The sequence below is a fragment of the Bradyrhizobium nanningense genome (assembly GCF_004114535.1).
In the GTDB taxonomy this organism is placed as follows: Bacteria; Pseudomonadota; Alphaproteobacteria; order Rhizobiales; family Xanthobacteraceae; genus Bradyrhizobium; species Bradyrhizobium nanningense.
In genome coordinates this window covers 361533-377018 of record NZ_LBJC01000005.1, presented here as the reverse complement: position 1 = coordinate 377018, position 15486 = coordinate 361533, and the positions used below count along the sequence as shown (strand labels likewise).

Here is a 15486-nt window from a genome sequence, read left to right as displayed (position 1 = left end):
GGTCGGGCGTTCCGCGCCCATTAGGTTCATCCTTCACAGGTCGGCTTCATGTTTCGCAGGGGAATGGCCGCGCGCCTGGCGTGTGCGGCAGCTTGTCTGATTACCGGAATGGCGCTTGCACCGTCGCAGGCCCAGACCTTGACCATGCGCAGTGCACTGTCGCGCGCGCTGGCCGCGAGCCCGCGCCTGACGGCAGCCGAGCGCGATGTCGGCATTGCCACGGGCCAGCGCATCCAGGCCGGCGCACTGCTCAATCCGGAATTGTCCTACGAACAGGACGATTCATTCGGCTCCGGCAAATATCGTGGGACCCGATCGGCCGAGACCACCCTCCAGATCAGCCAGGCCTTCGAGCTGTTCGGCAAGCGCGACGCGCGGATCGCGGCCGGAGCGGCCGGTGTCGAAGTCGCCTCGATCCAGCGCAAGGCCGTCAGGCTCGAGGTACTGTCGGAGACCGCGATCGCCTTCCTCAGCGTGCTGGGCGCGCAGCACCGGATCCAGATCCTCGACGAGCAGATCGCCGCCATCGACCGCCTGACGCCGCTCCTGCGCCGCCGCGTCGAGGCCGGTGCCTCCTCACCGGCCGAGACCGGCCGCGCCGAGGTCGCTTCCGCCCTGGTGAAGGCCGACCGCGAACGCTTCAAGGCCACGCTGGCAAGCGCCCGGCGGGAGCTTGCGGTGCTGATGGGCGATCCTGCCGCGAAATTCGGCGAGGTCTCCGGCCGGCTCGACACCATGGGCAAGCCGCCGACGTTTCAGTCCGTCGTCGCCGCCATCGACGCCAATCCGCAGCTGGTGCGCTGGACCGCGGTCTTTGCCCTGCGCAATGCCGAGCTGCTGCTGGCGCGGCTCAAGCCCTATCCGGACGTGCGGATCGCCGCCGGCTGGCGCCACTTCAACGAGACCAATGACGACGCGGTGCGGCTCTCCCTGTCGGTCCCTATCCCCGTGTTCGACCAGAACCAGGGCAATATCCTCTCGGCGCAGGAAAGCCTCGCCAAGACCAAAGTCGAGCGCGAGGCCAACCGCAACACGCTGATCGTGATTGCCGGGCGCGCCTACGACTCGCTCCAGGGCTCGCTGCGCGAGCTCGCGGTGCTGCGCGAGATCGCCATTCCCAAAGCCGTTGAGGCGTCCGAGGCGATCTCGCAAGGCTACGGCCAGGGCCGCTTCACCCTGCTCGAGGTGCTCGACGCCCAGGCCAGCGTCACCCAGGCGCGGCTGCGCGAGCAGGAGGCGCTGCAGAACTTCCATGCCGGCGTTGCGACCATCGAAGGCCTCGTCGGCAATCCCTTCACGCTGGCGCGGGAGAGCGTACGATGAAGACCTCCTCTACCATTCTCGTGGCCATCGTTGCTGCAGCGCTCGGCGCTTACTTCTACTCCCTGCTCGCCCCGGCCAAGGTCGCACCCGCCGAGCACGCCGAGCATTCCGAACCGAAGAAGCCGAACGACCATGTCGAGCAGGACGAGCACGGCGCCGACCGCATCCGCATCTCCGACGTCAAGCTGGCCGCCGCAGGCGTCACGCTGGCCGAGGCTGCGAGCGCGACACTGACCGACACGCTCGCCTTCAACGGCATTCTGCGCGCCAACCAGGAAGCCGTGGTGCAGGTGACGCCGCGCTTTCCGGGCCTCGCCAAATCGATCGTCAGGCGCATCGGCGACAAGGTCGCCAAGGACGACCTGCTCGCCGCGATCGAGAGCAACCAGAGCCTCACCGTCTACGAGCTGAAGGCGCCCCTTGCCGGCACCGTCATCGAGCGGCAGATCTCGCTCGGCGAATACGCCTCCGAGCAGAAGCCGGCCTTCGTGGTCGCCGACCTCTCCACCATCTGGGTCGATCTGTCGATCTATCGGCAGGACCTCCGCCACATCCACCTCAACGACGAGGTGCTGATCGATCCCGACGACGGCCGCGGCGAGATCAAGGGCACGATCTCCTACATGGCGCCGATCGGCTCGAGCGAGACCCAGACCGCATTGGCCCGCGTGGTGCTGCAAAACCCGGATGGGCGCCTACGTCCCGGCCTGTTCGTCACGGCGCGGCTTGTGCTGGCCCATCGCAACGTTGCAGTTGCCGTACGCGCAGGAGCGATCCAGCGGTTGGAGAGCAAGACGGTCGTGTTCGTCCGCGAGGACGGCGACAAGATCGAGGCCCGTCCGGTCGAGCTCGGTGAATCCGATTCGAAATACGTGGAGATCCGCGCGGGCCTGTCGGCTGGCGAGCACTACGTCGCCGAAAACAGTTTCGTGGTGAAGGCCGAAATGGGCAAGGGAGACGCCGATCATGATTGAGACGCTCCTTGCCTTCTCCATCCGCCAGCGCTGGCTGGTCATCCTCGTTGCGCTCGCGGCCGGCGCCTTCGGAGCCTGGAACTTCACGCGCTTGCCGATCGATGCGCTCCCTGATGTGACCAACGTTCAGGTCCAGATCAACACCCGCGCGCCCGGACTGTCGCCGCTCGAAGCTGAGCAACGCATCACTTTTCCGATCGAGACCGCGATGGGCGGCCTGCCCAGGCTCGACCACACGCGCTCGATCTCCCGCTACGGCCTAAGTCAGGTCACGGTCGTTTTCCAGGATGGCACGGATATTTACTTCGCCCGTCAGCTCGTCAACGAGCGCATTCAGCAGGTGCGTGATCAGTTGCCGGCCGGCGTCGAGGCCCTGATGGGACCGATCTCGACCGGGCTCGGCGAGATCTACGTCTACTCCGTGGAAGCAAAGCCCGGCGCAAAATCGCCGGCCGGCGTCGAGTTCAGCCCCACGGAGCTGCGTACCATCCAGGACTGGATCATCAAGCCTCAACTGCGCACTGTTCCCGGCGTGGTCGAGGTCAACTCGATCGGCGGATATGAGCGCCAGTTCCACGTGCTGCCGATCCCCGGACGGTTGATGGCCTACGGGCTGGGCTTTCGCGACATCATGACGGCGCTGGCCGCCAACAACGCCAATGTCGGCGCGGGCTACATCGAACGTAACGGCGAGCAATACCTCGTTCGCGCACCCGGTCAGGTCGGCAACGTCGACGACATCAAGGACATCGTGATCGGCTCGCGCGGCGGCGTGCCGGTGCGCATTCACGACGTGGCCGATGTACAGGAAGGCCACGAGCTGCGCACGGGCGCCGCATCGGTCAACGGCAAGGAAACCGTGCTCGGCACCACCATGCTGCTGATCGGCGAGAACAGCCGCGCCGTGGCCCAGCGCGTGGCGGCGCGCCTCGGCGAGATCGCGAAGTCGCTCCCCGAGGGCGTGATCGCGCGCGCGGTCTACGATCGCACCAATCTGGTCGAAGCCACCATTCAGACCGTCGAGAACAACCTCATCGAGGGCGCGGCGCTCGTGATCGCGGTGCTGTTCCTGATCCTCGGCAACATTCGCGCCGCGCTGATCACCGCCTGTATCATACCCCTCTCGATGCTGTTCACCATAACGGCCATGGTCGAGAGCAAGGTCAGCGCCAACTTGATGAGCCTCGGCGCGATCGACTTCGGCATCATCATCGATGGTGCGGTCATCATCGTCGAGAACTGCCTGCGGCTGCTCGCCGCCGAGCAGCACCGCCGCAGCCGGCTGCTGACTCGGGAGGAACGGCTCCGAACCATCCTTACGGCAAGCAGCGAGGTGATCAAGCCGAGCCTGTTCGGCATGCTGATCATCGCCGTCGTCTACCTGCCGATCCTGACCCTGACGGGGACGGAGGGCAAGATGTTCACCCCCATGGCGCTCACCGTGCTGATGGCGCTCACCGGCGCGGCGCTGCTGTCGGTCACTTTCGTTCCGGCTGCGGTGGCGATCTTCGTCTCCGGCAAGATCTCGGAGAAGGAGAACATCTTCATGCGCGCGGCGACGCGGTTCTATGTGCCGCTGCTCGACCGTGCCATTCGCTACCGCGGCAGCGTCGCCTCGGCCGCCGTCGTGATCGTCGCGGCTAGCCTGTTCGCTGCAACGCGCATGGGTGGCGAGTTCATCCCGAGCCTCGATGAAGGCGACCTCACCATCGAGACGATCCGAATTCCCGGCACCAGCCTGACGCAAAGTGCCGACATGCAGGTCCGGCTCGAGACGACGATCAAGCAGGTCCCGGAAGTGGCGTTGGTCTTCTCCAAGATGGGTACCGCCGAGATCGCCAACGATCCGATGCCGCCGAACGCCGCCGACACCTTCGTGACCCTGAAACCGCGCGAGCAATGGCCCGATCCCGACAAGTCCAAACAGGAGGTGGTCGAAGACATCGAGCGCGCCGCGGACACCCTGCCCGGTTCGGCCTACGGCATGACCCAACCGATCCAGATGCGGTTCAACGAACTGATCGCCGGGATCCGCAGCGATGTCGGTGTCAAGATCTTCGGCGACGATCTCGACCTGCTCGCCGGCGTTGCCGCGCAGGTCAACGCCGCGATCCGCGGCATCGACGGCGCCGCCGACGTCAAGACCGAGCAGATCGCGGGCCTGCCCATCCTCACTGTCAAGCTCGACCGCCAGGCACTGTCGCGCTACGGCCTCAGTCTCAGCGAGGTGCAGAACCTGGTTGAGATCGCGATCGGCGGCAAGCCGGTCGGAAAACTGTTCGAGGGGGATCGCCGCTTCGACATCGTAGTGCGGCTGCCGGAAAGCCTGCGGGCCAATCCCGCGACCATCAAGTCGCTGCCGATCCCACTGCCGCAGGTCCAGGATGCCGCCGCGACCAGAACGGCCTTCGCAAGCGCATCGAGCCCTCCGCCGCGCTACGTACCTTTGTCCTCCGTTGCGGCCATCGAGATCGCGCCCGGGCCCAACCAGATCAGCCGCGAGAACGGCAAGCGGCGCGTGGTGGTGACGGCCAATGTCAGGGGGCGCGACCTGCGCTCCTTCGTGGCCGAGGCGCAGGCGGTGATCGCCGAGAAGGTCAAGCTGCCGCCGGGCTACTGGATCGGCTGGGGCGGCCAGTTCGAGCAGCTCGTCTCCGCCACCAAGCGGCTGACGATCGTGGTGCCGGTGGCGCTGCTGCTGGTGTTCCTGCTGCTGTTCATGGGCATGGGATCGGCGGCGGATGCGGCGCTGGTGTTCTCCGGCGTGCCGCTGGCGCTGACCGGCGGCGTTGCGGCGCTGTTGCTACGCGGCATTCCACTCTCCATCAGCGCCGGTGTCGGCTTCATCGCGCTGTCGGGCGTCGCCGTGCTCAACGGCCTCGTCATCATCGCCTTCATCGAACGGCTTCGCGGCGAGGGGCGCCCCATCGCCGAGGCCGTGCGCGAGGGCGCGCTGACGCGACTGCGCCCTGTGCTGATGACGGCCCTCGTCGCCTCGCTCGGCTTCGTGCCGATGGCGCTCGCCACCGGCGCCGGCGCGGAGGTGCAGCGGCCGCTGGCAACCGTGGTCATCGGTGGCATTATCTCCTCGACCATCCTGACGCTGCTGGTGCTGCCGGCGCTCTACGTGCTGTTCCGCCGTGACGTGGCAGTCGAAACGCCTACAATGGCGCCTGATTTGGCGACGTCCGGGGAGCGCTAGAATTGGGCAGCCACGACCACCACGGTCATCACCACCATGATGATGCAGGTCATTCGCATGATCATGGCCACGATCATGGCCCTGGACACGGCCATGTCCATGCGCCCGCCAATTTCGGCAAGGCGTTCGCAGTCGGCATTACGCTCAACACCGCGCTGGTCGTGGCCGAGGCAACTTACGGCTATGTCGGCAACTCCACCGCCCTGCTCGCCGATGCCGGCCATAACCTGTCCGACGTGCTCGGCCTGGTCGTGGCCTGGGGCGCTTCGGTCGCGGCGCGGCGTGCGCCGAGCGGCCGCTTCACCTATGGCCTGCGCGCCTCCACCATCCTGGCTGCGCTGGCCAATGCAATGTTCCTGCTGGTTGCGACAGGCGCGATCGGCTGGGAGGCAATCCTGCGCCTGCGCGAGCCGGAGCCGGTCGCGGGCCTCACCGTGATGGTGGTCGCCGGCATCGGCATCCTCATCAACGGATTTACCGCGATGCTGTTCGCCAGCGGACGTAAGGACGACATCAACATCGAGGGCGCGTACCTGCACATGGCAGCGGACGCCGCGGTCTCGCTCGGCGTCATGATCTCGGCGGCGCTGATCATCTGGACCGGCTGGCTCTGGCTCGATCCCGTCACCAGCCTCGTCATCTGCGCGACGATCCTCTGGAGCACCACCAGCCTCTTGCGCGGCTCGATCGACATGTCGATGGCCGCAGCGCCCAAGGGCACCGACCTCGCTGCGATCCGGGCGTTCCTGCTGGCGCGGCCGGGCGTCTCCGGGATTCACGACCTCCATGTCTGGCCGATCTCGACGACCGAGACGGCGTTGACCTGCCACCTCGTCATGCCCGCGGGCACGGGCGATGCATTCCTGATGGAGACGACCCAGCTCCTGAAGACATCATTCCGCATCGGCCACACCACGCTTCAGGTCGAGACCCATCCCGACAACGGCTGCGCGCTGGCGCCGGATGATGTGGTGTGAGGGGTTGCTGCGGTGGTGCGCACCGATTGGGGCGATGCGCGTCTCTCACCGTCACCCTGAGGGGGCCGCTTCTTCAGCGGCCCTCGAAGGGCGACGGCCCGGCTGCATCGAGGCCGTTCATCCTTCGAGGCTCCCGGCGCGATGCTAAGCATCGCGCCACTCGCACCTCAGGATGACGGGTCTGACAGAGACGCAAGCCGCAACGACAGCTCGCGCTCACCCCGCCTTCGCCGTCACGATCCAGATCGCGCCCTGCAACTCAACGCGCTGGCCCTTCTGGAATGGCGCGAGCATCTCGCGGATCGACGCCTTGGCGGCCTCATAGGTCTCCGGCGGATGGCCCTGCAGGGCGCGGCTGGCCGGGCCGATCTGGAGCGCGCCTTCGACGGCCGCATCGAGGCCGCCGCCGATGGCGACGTCCATCGGCAGATTGTTCGGCTCCATCGCCGGGTCGACGAAGCCCGCCCCCTTCAGGATGCGCATCACGCGCTCTTCCGAGGCGAAGGCGAATGGACCCGGCTCCTCCGGCCCGACCGGCGGCATCTTCGGCACATGTTTGTAGACCGCCATCAGGGGCGCCATCATCCACGGATTCTCCTTCGGCTCGCGCCAGCAGGCGAAGGCGAGCCGGCCGGTCGGCTTCAGCGCGCGCCGCAGATTGGTGAAGGACGCGACGGGGTCGGCGAAGAACATCACGCCGAAGCGCGAGACGAGCAGATCGAAGCTGGCCGGCTCGAACGAATGGACCGTTGCATCCGCCAACACGAAATCGAGCGGCAGGCCCTTTGGCGCAAACGCGCGCGCCTGCGCCAGCATCGGCTCGGACACGTCGAGGCCGAGCGCAAATCCGTCAGGCGCTACCGCCTTGGCGAACGCGAACGTCGTCGCACCGGAGCCGCAGCCGACGTCGAGGACACGCTCACCGGGCATCGGGCGGGCGCGGTCGATCAGCACGTCCGCAATGGGTCCGAGCAGGCTCTCCTGGGCCGCGTGGCGATCGGCCCAGCGCTGGCCGCTCGGGCCGTTCCAATAGGCGATCTGGTCGGCGTTCTGCTCGTGGCCAGGCTGTTGCATCGCATTCTCCTTCGGATCGCGCCGGCTGTCCGCCCCGCCGACAGACGCTTATCCGCATGCAGTTCCCGGACGCAAGACCGATTCCGGCGAGGTATCTGACGGCAGCCACAGTGGCGAGCGGAAAGGTACGGGAGCGACGTGAGCGACGGGGTCCAGAGTTGACACAATCGGGACCCACTGTTCTAACTCGGGAAACATGGGGAAACCCTTTGAAATCCGAACGATCAGTCGGCATCGATTGCCTGCGCGCCATCTCGATCATCTGGGTGCTGCTCTACCACTTTGTCCCGCTTCAGATCTTCAATCGGGGCACGTTCGGCGTGCTGCTGTTCTTCATCATCAGCGGCTATTGCATCGCATTCAGCGTTGAGACCTCGCAATCGGCCTGGCACTTCTACGCCAAGAGGCTCGGCCGCCTGCTGCCGGCGCTGATCGTCTGCGGACTGCTGACCACGCTGTTCAAGAATGTGATGCCCGATCTGGTCGAGCCCGGCCGTGGAGTGACTTGGTTCGACTACGTCTACACGTTGATATCTCTTCCGACTCTCAATGTCCTCCGCGTCGATCATCATTTGCCCGACGGCGCCTATTGGTCATTGCAGATTGAATTTCAGTTCTACCTCTTCTGCTTCCTGATGATGGCGCTGGGCCTCAAGCAACGTCTCTTGGCGCTGCTCTGCGTGGTGACCATCTTCCGGACCCTGACCACCAGCACGGACTTCTACACCTCAAACGATTTCTTTCCGTTCTTCATTGCCGGCATGAGCGTCGCAGCTCTCGTCAGGGGGCGCAGCAGGGAGGCGATCATTGGGATCGCCGTGGCGTTTTCGGTCGAACTCTATCATCTGAATTTCAACGTCAAGCAGCCGTCGGTCGCGATCGAGATGTACCGCTCGCTGCTGCTATGGTCCGGCACGGCGGCCGTCTATCTTGCCGCGCGGTACGACCACGTCCTGCTTCGATCGCTTCGCGCCGCGGCCGTCCCCTTGGCCTTCATTGGCGTCATCAGCTATCCGCTCTACCTGCTTCATCAGGACATCGGGAATATGATCCTGCACTGGGCTCACATTGGCCGCGACTATAATTCGGCCCTGTTCGTTCGAGCCGTCGTGCTGCCGGGTTTCCTCGCCGCCATGGCCTGGCTGGTCTTTGCACTTGTCGAGAGACCCGCGATCAAACCGTTGACAGCATTGCTGGCCAACCCGCTCGCCTGGGTTCGTCGATCGCAGCCGTCAGCGGCGGGAAGCCGGTATCAAGCCGCCGCGCCCAGCGGAGACGTCGCGCGCCAGGAGCCGGTCGGGTAGATCCGATCCGCGCTGAATCGCAAGCGCACTGACCGGCAGGCTGGTGGGCGGTCACGGCTTCGAACCGCGGACCCTCTCGGTGTAAACGAGATGTGCCAACCAGCTGAGCCGACCTCTCGCGCGCCTGGCGCAGCGTGTCGCGCGTGTGCGCATTGCGGCCGCATTGGTTTCACCGAACGGCCACATCGGAATCAGATGCCAACCAGATTTCGGCGATAGGTTTCGCCGTTCCTCAAACTGGAAAAGGCATGCCCATGCGCAGATTCACCGCATCCGTCATCGTTGCGGCTCTCTCCCTCGGAACACCGGCTCTCGTGCAGGCACAGGGCGCATCGTCACAACCCGGCGCGGAACAGCCGTCCACGCAGTCCAGCACGGAGATCCGGAGCATCCAGGTCGTCGACGTCAAGGAATTGCAGCCGGCGGTGCGCGCGAAAGTCGATGAACTCGTGGCGCACACAAGCGACAAGGACATCCAATCGCTTCGGCAGTCGATCGACGCCACACCGCAGGCAGCCTCCGTGCTCAAGGCCAAGGGCTTGAGCTCGTCGCAAGTCGTCGCGATCAACATCGCCGACGGTGTCCTGACGATGTTCACCAAGACAGCCTAACACCAGGCGGGCGTTTCGAGGCGAAACACGGTTGCCCTGCAGCGCGCCTGCTGCAGGGCCGCTCGCGTTCGGCGTTAAAAGCCCCGGCCTGGCCGCGAATTGGAGCCAAGGCGCGGCGCGCTGGGCTCTTGCTTCGGCACCCACCGGGGCGCTAAAGAGGCGCACTTGGGCGGTTAGCTCAGCTGGTTAGAGCATCTCGTTTACACCGAGAGGGTCCGCGGTTCGAATCCGTGACCGCCCACCAGCCTTCGCTCGCTTCGCGAGCTACGGCTCGGCAGGCCAGCACAGCAGATCATCAGCGCGAAGCGAGCGAAGGCTGCCGCGCCGAAGCCCAACGGGCGAAGGCAGGCTTTCTGACGCGCGCTACGGCCCCGCAATCTCAGCCCTCAATCCTGCGGCCGCCCCGGCAGCAGCGGCACCGCGTCGATCCACACCGCGGCCGACTGGCACCAGATCTGCCTGATGGGCCGCAGCTTGTCGCGCTGGCGGATCGAACCCCAGCGGATGCCCCAATCGTCGGCCTGATCGCCCTCGCCGCTGGTGAATAGCGGGGAACCACAATCGGCACAGAAGTGCTGGAAGCGCATCCGGCCGTTATCGCCGCGCTTGCCGTAGATTTTTGGCGTGCCGGCGGTCAAGCGGACGTCGGCCTTGGTGCAGATCGCGGTCACCCGGAATGGCGAGCCGGTCAGGGTCTGGCAATCGGTGCAGTGGCAGACCGACACCGCCTCAGGATCGATCTCGGCCTCATAGGTGATCCGCCCGCAATGGCATTGCCCGTCGATCCGCATCGCTCTCCCCAACAAAAACGGCGCCCGAAGGCGCCGTTTTATCATCTTTCGCGATGGCCTAGTGAGCGGTCAGGCCGCCGGCGGCCTCGTCGCCGTCAGGCTTCACCGTCACCTTGGTGTCCTCTTCCCAGACGATCGGCGTCGGCTTCTTCACCAATGCCTTGGCGACAACGTCGTCGAGGCGGGAGACCGGGATGATCTCCATGCCCCCCTTGATCGCATCGGAAATCTCCGTGAGATCCTTGGCGTTGTCCTCGGGGATCAGCACCATCTTGATACCGCCGCGGGCCGCAGCCAGCAGCTTCTCCTTCAGGCCGCCGATCGGCAGCACGCGGCCGCGCAGCGTGATCTCGCCGGTCATCGCGACATCGTGGCGGACCGGGATGCCGGTCATGACCGAGATGATCGCGGTGGCCATGGCGACGCCCGCCGACGGGCCATCCTTCGGCGTCGCGCCTTCCGGCACGTGCACGTGGATGTCGCGGCGGTCGAACATCGGCGGCTCGATGCCGTAGTTGATCGCGCGCGAGCGGACGTAGGACGCCGCTGCCGAGATCGACTCCTTCATCACGTCGCGCAGATTGCCCGTGACCGTCATCTTGCCCTTGCCGGGCATCATGACGCCTTCGATCGTCAGCAACTCGCCGCCGACATCGGTCCAGGCAAGGCCGGTGACGATACCGACCTGCGGCTCGCTCTCGATCTCGCCGAAGCGGTACTTCGGCACGCCGAGCAACTCTTCCAGAGTCTTCTCGGTGACCTTGACCGACTTCTTCTTGGAGATCATCAGCTCCTTCACCGCCTTGCGGGCGAGTGTGGAGAGCTCACGCTCCAAGTTACGCACGCCCGCTTCGCGGGTGTAGCGGCGGATCAACAGCAGCAGCGCGTCGTCGTCGATCGAGAACTCCTTGGAGTCCAGGCCATGCTTGGACACCGCGTTCGGGATCAGGTGCTTGCGCGCGATCTCGACCTTCTCGTTCTCGGTGTAGCCCGCGATCCGGATGATCTCCATGCGGTCCATCAGCGGGCCGGGAATATTGAGCGTATTCGCGGTCGTGATGAACATCACGTTGGACAGATCGTAGTCGACCTCGAGATAGTGGTCGTTGAACGTCCCGTTCTGCTCGGGGTCGAGAACCTCGAGCAAGGCGGAGGACGGATCGCCGCGGAAATCGGCGCCCATCTTGTCGATCTCGTCCAAGAGGAACAGCGGGTTGGACGACTTCGCCTTCCGCATCGACTGGATGATCTTGCCCGGCATCGAGCCGATATAGGTGCGGCGGTGACCGCGGATCTCGGCCTCGTCGCGTACGCCGCCGAGCGAGACGCGCACGAATTCGCGCCCCGTCGCCTTCGCGATCGACTTGCCGAGCGAGGTCTTGCCGACGCCGGGGGGACCGACGAGGCACAGGATCGGGCCCGTCAGCTTGTTGGCGCGCGACTGCACCGCGAGATACTCGACGATGCGTTCCTTGACCTTCTCGAGCCCGTAGTGATCGGAATCCAGGATGGCTTGCGCCTGCTCCAGGTCCTTCTTCACCTTGGACTTCTTGTTCCACGGAATCGACAGCAGCCAATCCAGATAGTTGCGCACGACGGTCGCTTCCGCGGACATCGGCGACATCTGGCGCAGCTTCTTCAATTCATGCTGCGCCTTCTCGCGCGCTTCCTTGGAGAGCTTGGTCTTGGAGATCTTCTCTTCGAGATCGGCGAGCTCGTCGCGACCGTCGTCGTCGCCGAGTTCCTTCTGGATCGCCTTCATCTGCTCGTTGAGATAATACTCGCGCTGGGTCTTCTCCATCTGCCGTTTGACGCGAGAACGAATCCGCTTCTCGACCTGCAGCACCGAGATCTCGCTCTCCATCAGGCCCAGCACCTTCTCAAGGCGCGTGGTGACCGACAGCGTCTCCAGGATGCCCTGGCGATCGGCGATCTTGACCGCGAGATGCGAGGCGACGGTGTCGGCGAGTTTGGCGAAATCGGTGATCGCCTGCACGACGCCGACGACCTCGGCCGAGATCTTCTTGTTGAGCTTCACATAGCTCTCGAAGTCGGACACGACCGAGCGCGCCAGCGCTTCCGCCTCGACCGACTTCGCATCGGTGTCGGCGAGCGCGACGGCGGTGGCCTCGTAATAGTCGGCGCGATCGGTGTATTTCGACACGCGCGCACGCTCGAGCCCTTCGACCAGCACCTTCACCGTGCCGTCGGGAAGCTTCAAGAGCTGCAGCACGCTCGCGAGCGTACCGGTCTCGTAAATGGCATCGGCCGCCGGATCATCGTCGGACGCGTTCTTCTGCGTCGCGAGCATGATCAGCGCATCGTTCTTCATCACCTCTTCGAGCGCGCGGATCGACTTCTCGCGGCCGACAAAGAGCGGAACGATCATGTGCGGGAAGACGACGATGTCGCGCAGCGGCAGCACAGGATAGGCGTGCGTTTCGCCATGGACGATGGTTGGCCGGGGTTTTGTATTAGTCATGGCCTTTTCCTTTTGCTTTGCCCCCTTGCACGCAGCCCGCCATGCTTATGCGCAACCGCCACAAGGTGCCGAGGTGATCCGCAAGGCCGGTCGGTCCTCTACGAGTTGGACCGGCTCGCCGGATCGGAACTGAGGCGAATCTGGAAGAGAATTTTTGCTCGCCGCCGACATTAGGTGGCTATCGACCCGGGGGGTGTCAAGTCATTGAAAAACGCGCGCCATCAGGCGCTTACGCACAGCGGTAAGCGACGCAACACCGGCTGCGGAGATACACTTCCGCAGCCCAACTTGAAGGTACAATCGGAGCCTTCCAGCGCCGTCGGTCAGGCGCTGGCATTCTCGACGGCACGATCGGACCGATCGGCATAGATGTAGAGCGGACGCGCCGTGCCTTCCACGACTTCGCGGGAAATCACGACTTCTTCCACACCTTCCAGGCCCGGCAGGTCGAACATGGTCTCGAGCAGGATCGCTTCGAGGATCGAACGCAGGCCGCGCGCGCCGGTCTTGCGCTCGATCGCCTTGCGGGCGACCGCGCCAAGCGCCTCGTCGGCGAACGTCAGCTCGATGTTCTCCATTTCGAACAGCCGCTGGTACTGTTTCACCAGCGCGTTCTTCGGCTCGGTGAGGATCTTCTTCAGCGAGGTCTCGTCGAGGTCCTCGAGCGTCGCCACGACCGGCAGACGGCCGACGAACTCGGGGATGAGACCGTACTTCAGGAGGTCCTCAGGCTCGACGTGGCGGAAGATCTCGCCGGTCCGGCGGTCTTCCGGCGCCATCACCTGGGCGGCGAAACCGATCGAGGTCGACCGCCCGCGCGCGGAGATGATCTTCTCCAGGCCGGCGAACGCGCCGCCGCAGATGAACAGGATGTTGGTGGTATCCACCTGCAGGAACTCCTGCTGGGGATGCTTGCGGCCGCCCTGCGGCGGGACCGAAGCCACCGTGCCCTCCATGATCTTGAGCAGCGCCTGCTGCACGCCCTCGCCCGACACATCGCGCGTGATCGAGGGATTGTCGGACTTGCGGCTGATCTTGTCGATTTCGTCGATGTAGACGATGCCGCGCTGGGCCCGCTCGACATTGTAGTCGGCGGCCTGGAGCAGCTTGAGGATGATGTTCTCGACGTCCTCACCGACATAGCCGGCCTCGGTCAGCGTCGTCGCATCCGCCATGGTGAACGGCACGTCCAGGATGCGGGCGAGCGTCTGCGCAAGCAGCGTCTTGCCCGAACCGGTCGGACCGATCAGCAGGATGTTCGACTTCGCGAGCTCGACGTCGTTGTGCTTGGTCTGGTGGTTGAGGCGCTTGTAGTGATTGTGCACCGCGACCGAGAGGACCTTCTTCGCATGGCTCTGGCCGATCACGTAGTCGTCCAGGACCTTGCAGATTTCCTTCGGCGTCGGAATCCCGTCGCGCGACTTGACCAACGAGGATTTGTTCTCCTCGCGGATGATGTCCATGCAGAGCTCGACGCACTCGTCGCAGATGAAGACCGTGGGACCCGCGATCAGTTTGCGGACTTCGTGCTGGCTCTTGCCGCAGAACGAGCAATACAGCGTGTTCTTGGAGTCGCTCGTGCCGACCTTACTCATTCATGTCTCCGTCCGCGGTTCGATCCCGTTCCGCTCGATCGCTCCATTCCGACACGATGGTCGGTATGAAGCTTAAGTAGAGCAAATTCCGTACCAAAAAAGACCCTACGCGTTATATCCCGTGCGAATCACGGTCGCTCGATTCTCCGCGATCATAGCCGATCAATCGTAGCCAACCATGCTGTCACCCGACTATCAAGAATTCGCTAATCGGGGGTCGCCGGCTACCCGTGACAATACCGTGATTTCCGGTCTTGGCACGGCTGCAGTGACCGAAATCACTACGGCGTTGCTGGATTGCCACGAAAAACAAGCACGAAAGCGGAACTTTCTGCCTGTCGCAGGGCGGAAAACTGCGTTTTGCAACGCGCATACGCGTCCATAGCGTGAACGCCACCTGATGGCGACAGGCGATCCCCATAGGGCGCCGAGGGATCGCCGCCCACCCCGGTAGTGTTACTGGGTCTTCGCCGGTGCGGCTTCCTCAGCGCGCTTGTCGATGACTTTGTCAACCAGCCCGAACTCCTTGGCGTCGTTCGCGGTCAGGAACTTGTCGCGTTCCAGCGCATCCTCGATCGACTTGTAGGTCTGGCCGGTATGCTTCACGTAGATCTCGTTGAGCCGCTTCTTCAGGTTCAGGATTTCCTGGGCGTGCAGCATGATGTCGGTCGCCTGGCCCTGGAAGCCGCCGGAGGGCTGGTGCACCATGATGCGCGCGTTCGGCAGCGAGAACCGCATGTCCTTCTCGCCGGCGCAGAGCAGCAGCGAGCCCATCGAGGCGGCCTGGCCCGTGCACAGCGTCGAAACCGGCGGGCGGATGAACTGCATGGTGTCGTAGATCGCAAGGCCCGACGTCACCACGCCGCCCGGCGAGTTGATGTACATCGAGATTTCTTTCTTCGGATTTTCCGCCTCGAGGAACAACAGCTGCGCGACGATCAGCGTCGACATGCCGTCCTCGACCGGGCCGGTCACGAAGATGATGCGCTCCTTCAGGAGGCGCGAGAAGATGTCGTAGGCGCGCTCGCCACGGTTGGTCTGCTCGACCACCATGGGCACGAGGTTCATGTAGGTTTCAACCGGATCGCGCATGAGTCACCTAGGGTTTTCGGAGACGGACATCGCCGGGCAGGCTGGCCAGTTTGGCTGGATT

General features: G+C 64.5%; 11 protein-coding genes and 1 tRNA gene. 7 read left to right on the top strand and 5 right to left on the bottom strand.

The features are described from left to right. Window positions 1-48 precede the first annotated feature (48 nt). Genes ihpA through XH84_RS03500 form a run of 4 tightly spaced genes read left to right on the top strand, consistent with a single transcriptional unit; the run spans window position 49 to window position 6476 of the window. Window positions 49-1323, top strand: a complete 1275-nt coding sequence (gene ihpA / locus XH84_RS03515; RefSeq protein ID WP_128917425.1) for a divalent metal ion exporter subunit IhpA — start codon at window positions 49-51, stop codon at window positions 1321-1323. Then, on the top strand, window positions 1320-2297 hold the full coding sequence (ihpB, locus tag XH84_RS03510; protein ID WP_128917426.1) for a divalent metal ion exporter adaptor subunit IhpB: 978 nt from the start codon (window positions 1320-1322) through the stop codon (window positions 2295-2297). Before ihpA ends, ihpB begins: the two co-directional genes overlap by 4 nt. Continuing rightward, window positions 2290-5499: an efflux RND transporter permease subunit gene (locus XH84_RS03505; RefSeq protein ID WP_128917427.1), complete on the top strand. Its 3210-nt coding sequence runs from the start codon at window positions 2290-2292 to the stop codon at window positions 5497-5499. The genes ihpB and XH84_RS03505 overlap by 8 nt, the downstream gene beginning before the upstream one ends. Window positions 5500-5501: 2 nt before the next feature. Further along, complete coding sequence (locus XH84_RS03500; protein ID WP_128917428.1) at window positions 5502-6476, top strand: cation diffusion facilitator family transporter; 975 nt, start codon at window positions 5502-5504, stop codon at window positions 6474-6476. A 216-nt stretch (window positions 6477-6692) separates the two neighbouring features. Here the strand turns inward: XH84_RS03500 and XH84_RS03495 are convergent, their stop codons facing one another. Next, a complete protein-coding gene (locus XH84_RS03495; RefSeq protein ID WP_128917429.1) occupies window positions 6693-7550 on the bottom strand; it encodes a class I SAM-dependent methyltransferase in 858 nt (285 codons plus the stop codon). A 209-nt stretch (window positions 7551-7759) separates the two neighbouring features. Here XH84_RS03495 and XH84_RS03490 point away from each other — a divergent pair, with 209 nt between their 5' ends. The 3 genes from XH84_RS03490 (at window position 7760) to XH84_RS03475 (ending at window position 9709) form a co-directional block, all read left to right on the top strand. Beyond that, a complete protein-coding gene (locus XH84_RS03490) occupies window positions 7760-8854 on the top strand; it encodes an acyltransferase family protein (protein ID WP_164935980.1) in 1095 nt (364 codons plus the stop codon). Window positions 8855-9102: 248 nt separating this feature from the next. Further along, window positions 9103-9465: a hypothetical protein gene (locus XH84_RS03480; protein ID WP_092257364.1), complete on the top strand. Its 363-nt coding sequence runs from the start codon at window positions 9103-9105 to the stop codon at window positions 9463-9465. A 167-nt stretch (window positions 9466-9632) separates the two neighbouring features. Continuing rightward, window positions 9633-9709, top strand: a tRNA-Val gene (locus XH84_RS03475). Between the two features lie 142 nt (window positions 9710-9851). On the opposite strand, the gene XH84_RS03470 is transcribed toward XH84_RS03475, so the two are convergent. The 4 genes from XH84_RS03470 to XH84_RS03455 all read right to left on the bottom strand — a co-directional run bounded on the left by XH84_RS03470 (window position 9852) and on the right by XH84_RS03455 (window position 15425). Continuing rightward, window positions 9852-10256, bottom strand: coding sequence for a GFA family protein (locus XH84_RS03470; protein ID WP_128917431.1), 405 nt, complete (start codon window positions 10254-10256; stop codon window positions 9852-9854). Window positions 10257-10314: 58 nt separating this feature from the next. After that, on the bottom strand, window positions 10315-12738 hold the full coding sequence (gene lon / locus XH84_RS03465; protein WP_128917432.1) for an endopeptidase La: 2424 nt from the start codon (window positions 12736-12738) through the stop codon (window positions 10315-10317). Between the two features lie 323 nt (window positions 12739-13061). Beyond that, window positions 13062-14333, bottom strand: a complete 1272-nt coding sequence (gene clpX, locus XH84_RS03460) for an ATP-dependent Clp protease ATP-binding subunit ClpX (protein WP_018320118.1) — start codon at window positions 14331-14333, stop codon at window positions 13062-13064. A gap of 456 nt (window positions 14334-14789) precedes the next feature. Next, a complete protein-coding gene (locus tag XH84_RS03455; protein ID WP_128917433.1) occupies window positions 14790-15425 on the bottom strand; it encodes an ATP-dependent Clp protease proteolytic subunit in 636 nt (211 codons plus the stop codon). Between the last annotated feature and the right edge of the window lie 61 nt (window positions 15426-15486).